Source organism: Cytophagales bacterium (assembly GCA_033344775.1).
Classification (GTDB): Bacteria; Bacteroidota; Bacteroidia; order Cytophagales; family Cyclobacteriaceae; genus JAWPMT01.
Window position 1 is genome coordinate 1890044 of the sequence record JAWPMT010000005.1, and the last position, 16326, is coordinate 1906369.

General features: G+C 42.0%; 12 protein-coding genes and 1 tRNA gene. 5 read left to right on the plus strand and 8 right to left on the minus strand.

The window, feature by feature from the left end; genetic code table 11:
• Position 1 precedes the first annotated feature (1 nt).
• Entirely contained in the window at positions 2-2185 is a 2184-nt protein-coding gene (gene recQ, locus R8G66_25620; protein ID MDW3195780.1) for a DNA helicase RecQ, read from the minus strand.
• 293 nt (positions 2186-2478) lie between these two features.
• On the opposite strand from recQ, the gene R8G66_25625 reads away from it, so the two are divergent.
• Positions 2479-3549, plus strand: a complete 1071-nt coding sequence (locus R8G66_25625) for a mannose-1-phosphate guanylyltransferase (protein MDW3195781.1) — start codon at positions 2479-2481, stop codon at positions 3547-3549.
• Positions 3550-3782: 233 nt separating this feature from the next.
• Here the strand turns inward: R8G66_25625 and rlmB are convergent, their stop codons facing one another.
• Both rlmB and R8G66_25635 read right to left on the minus strand, forming a co-directional pair.
• Positions 3783-4568, minus strand: a complete 786-nt coding sequence (gene rlmB, locus R8G66_25630; GenBank protein MDW3195782.1) for a 23S rRNA (guanosine(2251)-2'-O)-methyltransferase RlmB — start codon at positions 4566-4568, stop codon at positions 3783-3785.
• Positions 4529-5569, minus strand: coding sequence for a GWxTD domain-containing protein (locus R8G66_25635; protein ID MDW3195783.1), 1041 nt, complete (start codon positions 5567-5569; stop codon positions 4529-4531). Before R8G66_25635 ends, rlmB begins: the two co-directional genes overlap by 40 nt.
• A 154-nt stretch (positions 5570-5723) precedes the next feature.
• Between R8G66_25635 and R8G66_25640 the strand changes: the two genes are divergently transcribed.
• Entirely contained in the window at positions 5724-6494 is a 771-nt protein-coding gene (locus R8G66_25640; protein MDW3195784.1) for a class I SAM-dependent methyltransferase, read from the plus strand.
• Here the strand turns inward: R8G66_25640 and asnB are convergent, their stop codons facing one another.
• Positions 6495-8372, minus strand: a complete 1878-nt coding sequence (gene asnB, locus R8G66_25645) for an asparagine synthase (glutamine-hydrolyzing) (GenBank protein ID MDW3195785.1) — start codon at positions 8370-8372, stop codon at positions 6495-6497.
• A 75-nt stretch (positions 8373-8447) separates the two neighbouring features.
• Here asnB and R8G66_25650 point away from each other — a divergent pair, with 75 nt between their 5' ends.
• A complete protein-coding gene (locus R8G66_25650; GenBank protein ID MDW3195786.1) occupies positions 8448-8945 on the plus strand; it encodes a C40 family peptidase in 498 nt (165 codons plus the stop codon).
• 18 nt (positions 8946-8963) lie between these two features.
• On the opposite strand, the gene R8G66_25655 is transcribed toward R8G66_25650, so the two are convergent.
• Positions 8964-11048, minus strand: a complete 2085-nt coding sequence (locus R8G66_25655; protein MDW3195787.1) for a prolyl oligopeptidase family serine peptidase — start codon at positions 11046-11048, stop codon at positions 8964-8966.
• Positions 11049-11157: 109 nt separating this feature from the next.
• Between R8G66_25655 and R8G66_25660 the strand changes: the two genes are divergently transcribed.
• Positions 11158-11234: transfer RNA gene (locus R8G66_25660), tRNA-Ala, on the plus strand.
• Here R8G66_25660 and R8G66_25665 read toward each other — a convergent pair.
• The 3 genes from R8G66_25665 to R8G66_25675 all read right to left on the minus strand — a co-directional run bounded on the left by R8G66_25665 (position 11197) and on the right by R8G66_25675 (position 13762).
• Complete coding sequence (locus R8G66_25665) at positions 11197-12816, minus strand: recombinase family protein (GenBank protein ID MDW3195788.1); 1620 nt, start codon at positions 12814-12816, stop codon at positions 11197-11199. The two genes, R8G66_25660 and R8G66_25665, sit on opposite strands and share 38 nt — an antisense overlap.
• Before the next feature lie 4 nt (positions 12817-12820).
• Positions 12821-13006 (minus strand): hypothetical protein, encoded by a 186-nt coding sequence (locus R8G66_25670; protein MDW3195789.1) that lies wholly within the window; start codon positions 13004-13006, stop codon positions 12821-12823.
• A gap of 279 nt (positions 13007-13285) precedes the next feature.
• Positions 13286-13762, minus strand: coding sequence for a hypothetical protein (locus R8G66_25675; protein ID MDW3195790.1), 477 nt, complete (start codon positions 13760-13762; stop codon positions 13286-13288).
• 2204 nt (positions 13763-15966) lie between these two features.
• Between R8G66_25675 and R8G66_25680 the strand changes: the two genes are divergently transcribed.
• On the plus strand, positions 15967-16317 hold the full coding sequence (locus tag R8G66_25680) for a cupin domain-containing protein (GenBank protein MDW3195791.1): 351 nt from the start codon (positions 15967-15969) through the stop codon (positions 16315-16317).
• The last annotated feature ends 9 nt before the right edge of the window (positions 16318-16326 follow it).

Here is a 16326-nt window from a genome sequence, read left to right on the forward strand (position 1 = left end):
ATTAGTGTGCGTATTCTGACATGAATTTGATACGCATCAAGCGGACTTCATCTTCGGAGTAATCCTCAGCCAACTCATCCAGCGCCTCTTTGATGCTGTCTGTTTCTGCCGTGAGGAAATAGTCGTAAATATCGTCTTGTCGGTCATCATCCAACAATTGATCGATGTAATAGTCGAGGTTGAGTTTGGTTCCCGCATCACAAATGACTTCTATTTCCGTGATCAGGTCCTCGTATTTCATATTTTTCGACTCGGCGATTTCTTCGAGATCGATCTGCCGGTCGATTTGCTGAATGATTCCAATTTTATTTTTGGACTTAATACCCGCAGACTTCACCAGCACATCTCCGGCTGTGATGATGTCATTTTCCTCCACATACTCACTAATCATTTCGAGGAATGGGCGACCGAATTTTCGGGCTTTGCTTTCACCGACTCCAACAATTTTGATCAATTCTTCATTGGCAGTAGGATAGAGCGTTGCCATTTCCTCCAGAGAAGGATCCTGAAAAATCACATAAGGAGGCAGATCTTTTTGCTTCGCGACTTGCTTACGAAGCACTTTAAGCATCTCAAAAAGCGTCGTATCGTAGGATTTACCTGCCATTACCACTTTCTCAGATTCTTCTTCTTCGGAAGCTTCGGTGCTGTAATCATGATCCTTAGAAATCATGATCTTGTAAGGATCGTCCATGAACTCCTTGCCTTTCTGCGACACTTTAAAAACACCAGGGCTTTCTATGTCTTTGAGTAGCAATTCATTGAACAACGCCTGTCGAACAACCGCCTTCCAAAAAGTATCGGATTCGTCTTTTCCAGCGCCAAAATGCTCCAGTTTGTCATGGCCGTAGCTTTTGACGTGCTGGGTTTCTTTGCCGATCAATACGTTCACGACATGATTGATATCAAAACGCTCATCCGTTTTCAATACCACATCTACGACTTTCTGCAGGTGACTGGTTCCATCGAATTGTTCCTTCGGATGCACACAATTGTCGCACATGCCACAGGTATCATGCTCGTATTCTTCCCCAAAGTAATGCAAGAGCTGCGTACGCCGACATACAGATGATTCCGCGTATGCGGCCATCTCCTCCAGCAGGAATTTGGCATTTTCTCTTTCGGTAACCGATTTGTCCTTGTTGAATTTCTCCAGCTTAATGATGTCATTGTAGCTATAGAACATCAGACATTTTCCTTCCAGGCCATCGCGTCCGGCACGCCCGGTTTCCTGATAGTAACCTTCGATGGATTTAGGCGCATCATAGTGAATGACAAATCGTACGTCAGGCTTGTCGATTCCCATACCAAATGCGATCGTAGCTACAATCACATCCACATCCTCACTCAGGAATGCGTCCTGATTGGCCATGCGTTGGGCACTGTCCATGCCTGCATGATAAGGTGCCGCTTTGATGTCGTTCACCTTCAGGAAGTCGGCAATTTCTTCTACTTTTTTGCGGCTAAGGCAATAAATGATACCGGATTTCCCTTTGTGTTCCTTGATGTATTTGATCAGCTGCTTCTTGGCTTCTTTCTTCGCCCGGACTTCATAGTACAGGTTGGTCCGGTTAAAAGAAGACTTATAAATAGTAGCATCCTCCATATTCAGGTTCTTCTGAATATCAATCTGAACCTTAGGAGTTGCTGTAGCCGTGAGGGCGATCAAAGGAATATCTCCCAACTCGGCCACAATGGCTTTGATCCGTCGGTATTCCGGACGAAAATCATGTCCCCATTCCGATATACAGTGCGCTTCGTCTATGGCCACAAAGGAGATATTGGCCTCCTTCAAGAATTCAATATTTTCCTCTTTGGTCAATGACTCAGGTGCCACATAGAGCAGTTTTACCTGCCCCGAAAGCGTCTCACGCTTAACACGATTGGTCTCACTCTTGGAAAGCGTCGAGTTAAGAAATCGGGCATCAATACCTACGGCATTCATTTGATCTACCTGATTTTTCATCAGTGCGATCAACGGTGAGATGACGATCGAAACACCAGCCTGTGTAATCGCCGGCAATTGATAGCACAGCGATTTACCTGCTCCGGTCGGCATGATCACGAAGGTATTGCTACCAGTGAGAATATTCTGAATGATCTTTTCCTGATTACCTCTAAAATGGTTATAACCAAATACTTCTTTCAGGGTAGATCGTAGTGCATTGTCAGTTACGGTCTCCATATACGAATGGGTTTAACCCTACATTCTTCATCTATGAATTTAACAATTTTTTCTGAGATTCCGGCAGACTGCCTGTCGCTGAGAAAGGATGCGAAATTAATCCAAATTCAACACTATTAAGTAAGTCAATGCAGTGATTATGTGTATTTGCTTCATGAACCAATTACATAAAAAAACCAACCCGACAAATCCGGTAATAACAACGCTCAAAAAAAAATTAAATTCCAAATTAGCTGAGAATGTTCTGTCTGTGAATGTCTTATTTTCGTAAAACAATGAAACGAGCAAGCCAAATGAATCAAAAGGTATATGTCGTCATCATGGCCGGAGGCACGGGCACACGGTTTTGGCCTTACAGCAGAAATGATAAACCAAAGCAATTTCTGGATGTACTAGGCACGGGCCGTTCTTTGCTGCAGATGACCTTCGATCGTTTCAGCGGCTACACTGAAACCGAAAACATTTATCTGGTTTCCAATGAAATTTATGCAGATGTCATTGAGGAGCAATTGCCGGAGTTATCCCATCATCAGGTTCTGCTGGAACCGGTAAAGCGAAATACCGCTCCGTGTGTAGCTTATGCTGCGTACAAAATCAAACAGAAAGATCCAGATGCCATATTGATCTTCACACCAGCGGACCATGCCATCTTTCAAGAGCAGAAATTTCAAGATGTCATCAAAAAAGCAGTAGATGGAGCTTCTTCCGGAGAAAAACTGATCACCATAGGCATAAAGCCACATCGTCCGGAAACCGGATATGGATACATTCAGCATCTGGAAGATGATGGTGATGTGAAACCTGTGAAGACTTTTACAGAAAAACCGCAATTAGAATTAGCAGAAACCTTCCTAGCCAGTGGCGACTTTTTGTGGAATGCCGGAATTTTCGTTTGGTCTGTCGCTGCCATCACCAATGCCTTTGGCCAGCATCAACCCGAGATTGCCGAGATTTTCGACACTAGCGAATCTTATTTTTCAGACGATGAAAAAGCCTTTATCGAAAAGTCTTATTCCATTGTCAAGAGCATCTCGATTGACTATGCCATCATGGAAAAAGCGACCAACGTCTTTGTCGTAATGGGAGACTTTGGCTGGTCCGACTTGGGTTCGTGGAATGCACTACATGAGATCCGAGATAAAGATGAACATGGAAATGTCGTAGAAGCAGAGACAATCTTATATCAGTGCAAAAACAATTTCATCAAAGCAGAAAAGGGAAAATTAGTCGTCCTCCAAGACCTGGACGGATACCTTGTATCAGACCTGGATGATGTTTTACTGGTGTGCAAGAAAGACGATGCTGCAATTTTCAAGTCCTTCGTCACTGATGTGAAGACGCTGAAAGGGGATAAATATATTTAATATCGGTACCGTACCTGTTTTCGAAAATTAGTGAGTCAGGGATACTGAAAAAAAAATTTCAATCTTGTGAATTACCATAAAGATTACCTTTCAATTACCTAAAGGGATTAGTTCTGATTTCTCCCTTTAGGGCAAGGGGTGACTAAATGACTCCAGAAAAATCTTTTCCCTCACCTTTCAAATTGATCTTTACCTTTTTCAAGGTATTCTCGAAGGAAAAACAGGAAAGTTATTTATTCAGATCGCTGCCTATTGATCTCATAAAGCGCCATCGCTGCAGCAACGGACACATTGAGGGACTGGATCTTTCCAAATAAATTGATTTTGGCCAGGTAGTCACAGGTTTTCAGCATTTCGTCCGACATGCCTTTTTCTTCTGACCCCATGACCATGGCGACAGGTCCGGAAAAGTCTACTTCCGCCAGGGTTTTCTCCGCTTTTTCAGTACACCCTACCACCGTCAACCCTGACTCCTTCAGGTAAGCCACTGATTTTACCAAATCCTCGGTTCTGCACACTGGAATAGAGTTCAAGGCCCCGGCAGACGTTTTTACCGCATCTGCATTCACCTGTACAGAATCTCGGGTAGGAATCACGATCCCATCTGCTCCCATGCATTCGGCCGTTCTGGCAATGGCACCAAAGTTTCGTACATCAGTAAGGCCATCCAAAACCACAATTAAGGGTGCTCTACCTTCCTCATAAAGCCGCTGGACCAGGTTTTCAACGGTAAAATATTTGACCGGAGATAAAAATGCTACTACCCCCTGATGATTTTTTCGGGTGAATTTGTGCAATCGCTCTTGGGGCACTTTCGATACGGGTGTATACGTGCCTTTCAGTGCCGCCCAAAGTTCTTTGTACAGATCTCCCTGCAAGTTCTTCTGGACGAATACTTTTTCGAGATCGCGACCAGCTTCCAGTGCCTCGATCACAGCCCTTAGGCCATAGATCATGTTTTCGTCCCTGGTTTTAGGGGCTAGTTTCCTTTTCTGATTTGACCAATTCTTTGAATCCATCGATCCCGGTATTCCTTTTTTCTGATGAGCGTATACAATGTGGGCGCAAATAGAGTGGATATTCGTATGAATTCAAATTCCTGCCCATCCAGGTATAGCCATCGCTCCTTTCGATTTGTCTTATAGACTTGGTCTGGCTTGCCGTAAATCAGAAATATAAGCCCCTGATCCGTTTTCCAACCGGGCTTATAGTTAGTAAACAAAGCATTGGACCAGGTCACCCGATTATAGAAGCTGCTAATGGCTGTTTTGGCCTTTCCTTTTCCTCCCGCATTCCTGATCCAGAATTGCTCAAATGCGAACTTGGGGTTATCAGCATTAATGATTTCGGCAAATTCTTTGGCTGATGATAAGTATTGTACAGGTCCTACCAGTTCTTCCACTTTACGAAGCTTGGGGTAGTAAGGTGGGCATTTCAAAAAGCCTCGACCCGCAGCCTCAGTCGTATCATGTTGTAAAAAGTAAAAAGTCCAATCCTGGAAACTTAGATTGGAACCAAAATTAAATAGCGAATCGGGTTCAAGAGAAGGAGATAATTCTCTCATGTTGCCAAAAGCCGGATCGGCCAAACCAAAATCCATCGAATAGGCATAACAATAAGGGGCAGTGGCCGTGTCTTTCAAAATTGGCACCTTGGATAGATAAGGCTTGGCAGGCTCTTCCTGAAATGCAATGGTCTCCCCTCGCTCTGTATTCAAGTAAATGGGAAAATAGTACACCTCTCCCGAATTGAAGAATTGGAGGACCAAAAGCTTGTCCAGGCTGCCTAAATCAGCTTTGATCAAATATTTAGCGGTTTTCAATCCAGACATTAACGTATCCGCCTCGTAGCTGATCTCCTGATGTTCTTCGGCTTCCATGTTGGTTTGAGTAAGCAATGTCAAGGCATAGGGCAGCGCCGTTTTATTTCGTACGGTCACATGCAGAAATAGTGTCTCATTTTCAGCAAAATGACCATGTTCTATTCTCAGCAACGCAGTTGGATCGTACTGATATGCCATATTGATCCGACTAAGATCAATCCCAAAAACCTCCGACTTTATGAGGACCACCAAGAATACCAAAAGATATTTCAACATAGCTGAGTGAATATGTGACAACCAAAGCACGCATTAATCTTACCAAATTTTAATTTCTTTGCCAAAAAGTTGTTCAATGGCAGTATACACGACCGAAATCACCTCTGAAGAGATCTCTTCTGACAACCCGCTTCATCAAAGGCTGCTAAGTGCCTACCTGATCGCAAAACCCTACATCAAAGGTGATCTGCTTGAGTTGGGCTGTGGGGAAGGCCGTGGTATTCGAGAGTTGGCTCCATTGGCAGATTCTTATACCGCGATTGATAAAATCGGAGAAGTAATTGAGCAGCTATCAGGAGATTTCCCTGAACACAAATTTCAGCAGGGACACTTCCCTCCGATGCCTTATCAAGACAATAGTTTTGACACCATCGTCACTTTTCAGGTGATCGAACATATCAAGAAGGATCAACTTTTCCTGAAAGAGATCGCTCGGATACTAAAGCCCGGAGGCACTGCTTTAGTCAGTACACCAAACATCAAAATGACACTTTCACGAAACCCCTGGCACATCCGGGAATACACCGCGGACCAATTGGCCAATATCGCTAAGCAATACTTCAGCAAGGTGGACATGCGTGGAGTTGCAGGCAGTGAAAAAGTGATCGCTTATCATGACGAAAATCGGGCTTCTGTCCAAAAGATCATGAAGTATGACATCCTCAACCTGCAGTATCGATTACCTGCGGCACTTTTAAGGATTCCTTATGAATTCCTCAATCGCAGAAATAGAAATAATCTGGAAGCAGGCAACAATGAGCTGGTCAAAACCATCACCTCAGACGATTACTTCCTGAGAGAAAAAAATGAGGAGAACCTGGATTTGTATATGATTTTGAAAAAGTGATCAGCTACCTATATAGCGCTCATACCACTTCTGAAATACGTACATCGACCAAATCTTGATGTGCACATCCGCAGGGTCCATGGAATGAAGTCTCCGTCTGATCTTACTGATCTCCTGCCAACGGAAAATTCCCTGCGCCTCGATGCGATCCCTGTCAAAAACATACCTGGACAGTTCCAGCTTGAGTTCTTTTTTGAACCAACTCATGATCGGCACCTCAAAGCCATGTTTTGGTCTGCTATAAAGTTCTTCAGGTAAGATCTGCCGAAAAGCTTCACGCAATAAAATTTTTCTGTTTTTGCCCTGCACTTTGAATTCCGCTGGCAAGGAGAAGGCAAAATCCACCACCTCATGATCAAGAAAAGGCACACGAACTTCTAGTGCATTTGCCATGGACATCAGGTCCACTTTCCGCAACATGTCCCCAGGCAACACAATGGACACATCTCTGGCGAGCATGGTATTCAAATCAGGTGAAATTCCCAATGTCAAAGACTTGAATCGATCTTCGATCAACGCTGGACTTACTGGGTTTGCCAGCATTTTGGCTACTTGCTCTTCTCTGATAAATGCTGCCAAAAACCAATATTTCTCTGCCGGACTCAGTTTTAGGATACTGGCGTATCGATCCAGCTGACGAAATCGGTCCGTAAGCTTCACATAGCGCGACTTTGGTAAGTACTTCCAAAACCAACGACCTAATTGAACCATGCGATTGAAGCTACTCTGCTGATAGCTCATGTCCCAGGCGGCATGTTTGTTGTAGCCGGAAAAGACCTCATCGGCTCCATCTCCGGAAAGTGCTACAGTCACTTTTTCTTTCGTCAATTGGCTCAGAATGTAAACTGGAATCGAAGAAGAATCGGCAAAAGGCTCATCTATATAATCCACAATATCACCGACATGCTGAAGTAAATCATCATTGGATAACTTGAAGACCTGATGATCTGTCTTGAACTTTTCAGCCACCAAATTGGCATACTGGGTTTCATCAAAATAGCGATTGTCTTTGAAGCCAATCGAAAAGGTCTTCAGGTCACTGACACGTTCACTGGCCAGCGCCACAATCACCGAAGAATCAATTCCACCACTTAGGAAAGCTCCCAGCGGCACATCTGAGACCAGTCGCCGATCCACCGACTTGCGTATTTTTTCGATGATCTGCTCCTTCGCTTTTTCAAAAGTAATGGCGACATCATTTTGCGGATTGATGGCATAATAAGGGGAAAATGTTGCTTCTCCTTCGATCACGTGTCCGCAATGTCCGGGTTGCAATTTTTTCACTCCATCCAGCATGGATTGATTATCAGGCACGTAGGTGAGCTGAAAATATTGATGCAACGAAGTTTGATCAATGACCTTCGGAATTCCATAAGCCAGCAAGGACTTCATCTCTGATGCGAAAATGAACTTGTCATCATCCTGATAATACAACAGGGGTTTGATCCCAAATCGATCTCTGGCCAGGAAAAGCGACTTTCGATGGGTATCGTAGATGGCAAATGCAAAAAACCCATTGAATTTTCTAACCGCTTCCTCGCCCCAGGTCATGTAAGCCTGTAGCACCACTTCCGTATCACAGGTCGTGCGGAAATTGACACCTCCTGCCTTCAATCGCGCCCTAAGCTCCTGATAGTTGTATACTTCTCCATTGTAGATGATGGCATATCTTCCTGAAGCATCCCAGAAGGGCTGATTTGCCTCCGGGCTTACATCGATGATCGAGAGCCTTCGGTGACCTAGCCCGACAGATTCATCAAACCACGAGCCATGGTGATCTGGGCCTCTTTTTTCCAGAGAACGTGTCGCTTGTTCCAAATGCACCAACTGCATTCGCCCGACGACATTAAAAGACAGGATACCGGTAATTCCGCACATTGAAGCGAATTTTATTCGATTTACAGGCAAATCCAACTGTACCTTTGGGTTATTGTAAAAGCACACGTTCAAAACATGAAGATCAACACCGCGATCAACCCAAAAAACTGGCTATTTCTGCTTAGTCTCGGGCTATTTTTTACCCTGGCCATTACGCCAGCACAAGCACAGAACAAGAAAAAAAGACGGAAAATCTCTACTGTGATCAGTACAGCAAGAAGCTACATTGGCACACCTTATCGGTATGGAGGCAACACCAAGAGCGGAATTGATTGTTCTGGATTGATCCAAAAATGCTACAGCAAGATCAATGTGAAGCTACCTCGGACTGCCAAAGAACAAAGTAAAATTGGCAACAATAAATCATGGGAAACGATCCGTGAGGGAGATATTGTCTATTTCAAATTCAAACAGAAAGGTGAGAAGTGGTATCACACGGGCATGATCACCAAAGCAACTAAAGATGAGGTCAAATTCATCCATGCCTCCACCAGCCGGGGAGTGGTCGAATCCAACCTCAAATCTGATTATTACCGAAAGAATGTAAAGAAGTTCAGGCGGGTGATTAAGTGATAGCTGTCCAATTGTTTGTTACCCCTTCCAGAACTTATATCCCGTATGAAGCCATAGGAATTTGAATTTCAAGGATATGATCTCCAATTGTTCTTTTGGGAAATTAGCGATACCGTGACCTCCATTGGTCACATGTATGAAGTTCTGGGAATTGGCTGAATATTCCTTGAGCAGGGCCATAAATCGATAGGATTGAGAAGGCGCCACCCTTGTATCATTAGAACCTGTAATAATTAGAAAAGATGGGTATTTTTCACCTTTGCGAAGGGTGTGGATCGGTGACAAATTAAGTCTGTTTATAAACGTTGCAGAATCCAAGGGATCGCCAAACTCCTCTCGATTAATTTCCAGATTGCCTATCGATTGTACTGTAAAATTCACTAAATCAAATATGCCAGCTTTAGCTATAACCCCCTTGAATAAATCAGGTCGCTGAATGCCTGCAGCTGCTACCAGAAACCCACCGTGGGAGCCGCCTTCAAGAAATATATTACCAGATCGCACATATTTTTTCTTGATAAGGTACTCTGCTGCCGCAATAACGTCATCTATGGTCTTTTGCTTTTTAAGTCCTCTACCAGCAAGGGCCCAATCCGCTCCACGGGCACTACTTCCCCTAATACCAGGGAATACCAGCACACCTCCGTTTTTAACAAACAGACGGCTTTCCCAGCTAAAGGAAGGTTCTTGATCTAACCCATATCCACCGTATACCTTGATAAGCAAAGGTTGATCTCCGTTCTTTTTGAACGTATCTTTATTATAAAGAATGGTGATGGGAACATTAACCCCATCTTTACTCTGAAAGTTGGTCAGCTCTGCCTCCCAATTTACGGTCCTGTTACGACCAAAGTAAGAGATATAAGTATTGCTCCTAAAATCAGTTGTCAGATTATTTAGATCAATTGTCTCCACATTTCTTTCCGATAGATAATGATTATGCAAACAATAAGCCTCTGACCCTTCCTCTCCTGAAATAAATTCGATACTGGATCCTTCGTATGTCGGAACTTTCAATTTCATCTTTCCGACCTCATCTACTATGATCCCCAGGTATCTCCCTTCGGAATGATACTTAAGTCCATAGTACTGATCATTTAGCATGGTCACATCTTTCAACACCAGCTCATTGGCCGCCAAGAAGGAGGTATATTGATTGATCTTTCTAGTATTGAACTTCAGTACTTCAAAGTTTGGATCTCTCAGGTCTGTACGCATTAGAACGGAATCACCATGTTGCACAATGGGATCGAAAGTAATCCTGTAGGGACTACTGTAGACAAAAAAGGGCCTGAGGGGAGAAAAATCACCTAATTCAATTTTTGTAATGGCTCTTTTCCATGCTGATTTGATCCTAATAGGATGAAATACAAGGATGGATTTAGTGTCTTCAATCTGTGCAAATTCAAATTGCCGAATAGACTTGCTGTCAGCATTCACAAATATGTTTTTGTCCGAACTTTGTGGTGTATTGAATTCATGAAAAGCAATTCGTTGATTTGATCGCAGTGACTTTAGTTCTGTAGGCGGATCGTATCTTTCGTAGTAAAATCCCCTGCCATGAAAAATAACCCTGGACCTAATGACACCTTCGAGTTTATCGATCAACTGCTTACTCTCCAGGTCATAAACTAGTAATTCCTTCCAGTCGCTGCCAGAGTGTGAAACGGCAGCCACAAGAAATAACTCACTGTCTGTTATCCAATAATTGGTGATAGAAGGATAGTCGTTCTTGCTTCGTTTGAAATCCTGACATTTGATCAATATTCCGAACTCTTCTTCCTTGCCCAGCACATAGTATTTCAACCTTGGAGGTGCCTTTGATGCCACCACAAGATCAAACTTATATCGGTTGGTTTTGCGTATATAGGAGTTTTTTGGTGCATATAATACGCTATTAAGTTTTTTAAAGTCTGATCTTTTAAATACCTCCGACTGATTTTCTTGCTGATAAGTCAACCAGTTCTGAACCGTATCGGAGGTCACATCTTCCATCCAACCGTAAGGATGATCGACTTTTTGTCCAAAAACTATCTGTTGTTCCTGAGAAAGAACACTAAAAGCAAAAAAGATAATTAAAAGGAAGAAGTAAATTTTAGTCATTGAACATTAGTTGATTCAACCCCTAAAATACAAAGAGGACATGAAACCATAAGTCAAATTAGATTTGACTAGTAAGAATCTCAATTTTGCCTATATTCGCCTTCCATTTGGGGATGTAGCTCAGTTGGCTAGAGCGCTTGACTGGCAGTCAAGAGGTCGTCGGTTCGAATCCGATCTTCTCCACCAAATGAGGGAAAGTATTTTTAGAATACTTTCCCTTTTCTTTTTCCTCTCTGTAATGAGCTGATAGTGTGGGTATTACACTGAAATATATGTTTACTCTTTCGGTTCGAACTTCGTCTTTTTCTCGATTATACCTGATTCCCTCTGGAAATACCAGAGATTGAATATTTTGCTTGCCCAGAATATCTGCTTCTCGCCACATTTTCAGCAAGTTACCGCTCAAATTGACGGTGTATTCTACGCATTGTTCAAGGTTCGAACTGCTAATTGAGGCATTTTCTAACATTCCCTCGATTTCCAATTTCTCCCCCTGGTATTTTAGGTGATATTTCTCGTATATGGGGCGATCTATCTCCCCAATAGCGAATCTTTCCTCTATGGTTTCCAGCCTGCCTGTAACCTCTGTTAAATTGGCTTTGTAAGCCTTTAACTCCTGTAGCTTATCCTCATTCAGCTTGAAGAACAGTTTCTTCATCTGAGCGGCTAATATGTCTCGATATCGGCGATCTAATTGAAAGCTGCTGAGTAGCGATTCAAATCCCTGTTTGACTACATCTGCGTTCCTGTTTTTGCTACATCCTTTCGTTCTGCACTTGTAGTAGTACAAGCCTTTCTTCTTGACCAAGTAACCAGTCATAGGCGCTCCACAATCATCACACTTGGTGAATACCTTCAATGGCAGTCTATCATTGTGTAGTTGCACCTTGTATCCCTTCTTTCTCGGACGATTATGATTGGGGTCATTGATCTTCCAGAATAGCTCTTCGGTAATCAGAGGGATGTGTTTTCCTCGATGCACTTCTCCTGGAAGTAGGCTGGTGGTTAGCACGCCGCAATAAAATGGATTTTGAAAGATATGGGACAGCTTCTTGTCTGTCATTTTTAACCCTTGATTGGTTAAGCGCTGGGCAATATCAACATTCGGCATGTCTCTTTCAGCCTTCCAATGAAACGCTTGTCTGAGCAGTTCTCCTTCTTCTGTGATAATGAGTTCATGCTTATCGGCTGTTTGTCCCTTGTTCAGGTTCTTATAGCCAATTGGAATAGCCCATACCCAATGCCCCTCTCTGATCTTTTCGCGCATTCCTGTAATACACTTTTCTGTTCTTTGGGTATTGTCAAACTTGCCGAACAGATAGAACATGTCTCTTTGGAAAGCTCCTGTTGCATTTTCGGGATTGACTTCCTGAGTGACTGATAAAGTTGAGACACCATACTTCTTTTGTAAGTCCTCGCTGATCATCGCTCCATTGTTACCAGAGCGGGAAAATCGATCATAGGAATAGACAATGATGGCCGAAACGTTCTTTGATCGCTTTACATAGTTGATCATGCGTTGAAACTCCTTTCGGTCATCTGATTTAGCTGATTCGTAAGTGCCTCCAAAGAAAGCAACAACATTCAATTCCTTTCTGCGAGCAAATTCCTTACAGTACTTCATCTGTGTATCCAAACTTGCCCCATTCTCCATTTGGTCTCTGGAGGATACACGGGTATAGATGACGACATCTCTTGAATTCCTGATGGGTACACGAACGTTTTTGTTAGCGAACTTCAGGAACCTGTCTAAGTTTTTATTGCTCATAATGCTATGATGTCTTAGGTGTACTAACGTAGTTTTCGTAGATAAGGATGCAAAAGCCATGAAGAAAATCGATGAGTTCCTGCCCTTGTTCTTCATCAATATCCTCAAAACCGTCAAACTGTCTTAGTTCTTCGATAGTGAGCCTCGTCTCCTGTATGTCTTTCCTTTCTGATATTGAACTTTGCCGCATGATGTCGTTTAGCTATTCCTTTCACTGTTGTTATGAGGATAAGATTAGCTGTGAGGAGGAAACAAGACAAGGTTCGCTTTTGTACCAAGGGTATAAACTAATGTTTGACTAAAAAAACTTGATTCATCTTCAATAAGGATGATAATACCCGTTTTATCGTGTCAAAATGCCCCATTTTATTCCAATTAAACAACCGTCAAAAAGTGCTCCTTATTTTCAGCTTAAATTGAACTTGTTTTTGTATCCTTTTTTGGCTCATCCTATTTCTTATAGCAGCATTCAATTATGTTCTTCAGTCTTTGGAGATAGCTTAGAAATGAATTGCAGGAAAGTACTTTCAAGCAAGTCGTATTTCTCGACAAATCCTTCATAGTAGTAAGGAACCGATAGCTTCTCCTCACACTTTTTAGCCCCGTAAAGGATGTTCCGTTTTGTTAATCCAAAGTCTTCAGCGATTTTGGAATAGCTCAATCCCGTGTATTTTTTGAGTAAATGATAGCAAACCATCCTCGCGTCTCTGTATTCCTGGATGTTGGAAGTGAAGAACAGTTTGTCATTGAGTTCGAAGACGCGGATGCACTCTGTAATCAGGTAGCGGGATAGCATCTGGAACTTCTGGGGTTGAGAGACGGCAATGTCTGAGGAGTCGATAAAACTTGAAAGTAAAAAGATGGTTTTGTCTAATCCGATCTTGCCGATTACCTGGTCGATTTGTTGTTGTAATTTGCTGTAATTGTTCAGGGTTTTGTTACTCATTGTAAATTAGATGTAAAGCGAGATGAAACTCATTGTAAACTATTTGAAAACTGAGGTGAAAGAAATTGTAAACTAGTTCAAGTATTTGTCTATCAATCACTTACAAGTATAATTAAGCTGCTTTCTAAAGTCAATTTTCGTCGAAATTTCTGTGTCTGAAAATGGCAAATCGGTACAAAAAAATACCTTCACACTTACCTTATCTACCCCCATTTAGTGGTGATAATTGATGAGAATGTTCGGAAGGTTACTTCGAGGCTACCAATAAGTGATATTAGGATTGTTCAATTTCAAAGAAGGGTGATGTGAGTTTTTCTCACGAGGCACCTGGCAGTAAGACTAATTGATGGGAAAATCAGCTATTCCATTTAAAGAATTGAGATCATTAGTCTACTTTCTATTATCTAAGGACTTGACCTTTCTTCGATACGGTATTGGTTCTCTCAATGATCGTTCCTTTGGACATAAGAGACTCCTGTCTTACGCTATTTAGCTACCTCCTAAATTGAAGGTTTAATTATCCCTCATATAAATTACTGCCTACTAGGTGTTGAGATAGATCGTCCAAATTCCCTTTTAGTTGATAGAGTCAGATTGGAATGTCAGATGTGAACAGTCATTATCTATGAGCAGATCGATAAGAATTAAGGAAAGCTATTTGCTTAGAAAAGTGAGATTCCGTTCCTTTCTTCAAAAGAAATATCCATAAAAATATGATTTTTCTAAGCTACTCTTAAAGAATCCCTTTTGAATAATTGCACTTGACAAAGAATTTCGCATAGAAATGTCATGCCTATTCCTAATGGAATATTGCCTAAGAAGATCAGCTCCTTAAGGAAGGTTGTGTTGATAGTTCTAAATTACCCTAAATGTGCTTATTTTTCGAGATTTAAGATGCAGGTACGCTAAAGAAGCTTGTTTTGATTAAATCGCATGCTGATATGAAAATCTCCGCATGTCCTTAAGAAAAATTGATCTAGAAGAAGAATTCCTAAGGAAACCTCTTTGATGTAGCTACATTCAAAGTCTTGCTATTTTCAGCTTCTTCCTCCTTTAGCGAGGAGATACCTTTGCTAAGGAATTTTAAAAATTGCTAAGGAATTTATTATTCCCATACTCCTAAAGGCGGGTGTGTTGAAATTTGAAAATCATTAAGGAAACTCAGCAATGTGAGCACTTTTCATGAGCGAACTCGTCTTTATGAAGTCAATGCCTCATACATGGTGTCAAAAAAGGGCAGGTGCGCTTAAGAAGCTCGTTTTGATCAGGGCCCATGCGAATCTAATTTACATCTCTTCCCTAAGGAGGATTGGTATTACTTGCCAGATCGACTTACGCTTAGCAGAATTCAATTGCATAGCTAATTTTATTTTCTTTCCTTTTTCATCTCTTCTTGCTAATTATTGCAATATGGAGAGTATTGAGAATTACTTCCTTTCCCCTAGATTGGGATAGATATGAAAGACCTTTACGGAGCTGTCATGATCTGTTCGACCTATTAGAATATTTCTGCCATCATATGAATCTGAAAGATCAATAAACTCTGAATTTAACTTGAACCCATCGTCGTATTCTATTGCTATTACATCCTCTTTATACAATTGCCATATTTCAAAAAACTTGCGACTAGGAACGCCTTCGGATATTGGTCAATTAAAGAATTGGCAATTTATCAGAAAATAACAGTGGAGGTCAAACCACCACTGCATACAACCAGATAGACAATGCGCATACATGCGCAAATAATCTTTAAAATTAACCATAAGACATGCAAAACGGTTTAATTGTTCCATGGAACTATTTGGATGTGGATTTCCGTTCGTATCTGGACAACTTACAGTATCTGGTAAAAATCGTATCATTTCTTCCTGATTAGTTCAAAGTCATCCACGTGTATACCTTCCGTTTGCATGGCCCCTGTTCTTAAAGCTTGTGCAGATGCTTTGCTGGGACGGAAGCTTAAAATGTATGGAAGGCCGATACACCTCCCAAGAGCTAAGTCGGTGGCCAAATAGCGCCTGATCGCCTCTTTTTAAAGTCATGCACTACCTATCAGTATTTATCCCTCACCAGAGAGTCATGATCCATCGCCGGTTGCGAAACATGGGATATATGTAAGTTTCACCCATGATGATGTAAAGCTTTAACCTGTGATTGTAGGGATTTTTGTAAGTGCTGAATGCTGTCTAGTCAAAAAAATGCAAATGGAAAGTCCTGAACTAAAACCCGCGAAAGTCTATCAATTGTCCTATGCGGTAGATTATGAACCTGGGACTACCATCCTTAAGCCTATCCTGACCAAAGACACAGGCAGTGTCAATATGTATTCCCTCGACAAGGGCGAAAGCTTTGAGTCGGCAGTATCACCATTTGATATCCTTATTCAGGTATTTGAAGGGGTGGCTGAGGTGAACATTGGAGAAAAGTCATACGAGCTTATCGCAGGACAGATCCTGATCATTCCTGCGCATAGTAGCCATGAAATGAAAGCCAATGAACGTTTTAAAATGCTGCTGACGGTCATCAAATATGGCTATGAGGAAGTGAGCATTTAATGGAATAGG

Bases quoted from the DNA above. Each gene is read 5' to 3' on its own strand.
- rlmB (MDW3195782.1), bottom strand. From the start codon at position 4,568: ATGGATTCAAAGAATTGGTCAAATCAGAAAAGGAAACTAGCCCCTAAA.
- recQ (MDW3195780.1), bottom strand. From the start codon at position 2,185: ATGGAGACCGTAACTGACAATGCACTACGATCTACCCTGAAAGAAGTA.
- R8G66_25665 (MDW3195788.1), bottom strand. From the start codon at position 12,816: ATGAGCAATAAAAACTTAGACAGGTTCCTGAAGTTCGCTAACAAAAAC.
- R8G66_25635 (MDW3195783.1), bottom strand. From the start codon at position 5,569: ATGGCATATCAGTACGATCCAACTGCGTTGCTGAGAATAGAACATGGT.
- R8G66_25625 (MDW3195781.1), top strand. From the start codon at position 2,479: ATGAATCAAAAGGTATATGTCGTCATCATGGCCGGAGGCACGGGCACA.
- R8G66_25675 (MDW3195790.1), bottom strand. From the start codon at position 13,762: ATGAGTAACAAAACCCTGAACAATTACAGCAAATTACAACAACAAATC.
- asnB (MDW3195785.1), bottom strand. From the start codon at position 8,372: ATGTGCGGAATTACCGGTATCCTGTCTTTTAATGTCGTCGGGCGAATG.
- R8G66_25680 (MDW3195791.1), top strand. From the start codon at position 15,967: ATGGAAAGTCCTGAACTAAAACCCGCGAAAGTCTATCAATTGTCCTAT.
- R8G66_25655 (MDW3195787.1), bottom strand. From the start codon at position 11,048: ATGACTAAAATTTACTTCTTCCTTTTAATTATCTTTTTTGCTTTTAGT.
- R8G66_25650 (MDW3195786.1), top strand. From the start codon at position 8,448: ATGAAGATCAACACCGCGATCAACCCAAAAAACTGGCTATTTCTGCTT.
- R8G66_25640 (MDW3195784.1), top strand. From the start codon at position 5,724: ATGGCAGTATACACGACCGAAATCACCTCTGAAGAGATCTCTTCTGAC.
- R8G66_25670 (MDW3195789.1), bottom strand. From the start codon at position 13,006: ATGCGGCAAAGTTCAATATCAGAAAGGAAAGACATACAGGAGACGAGG.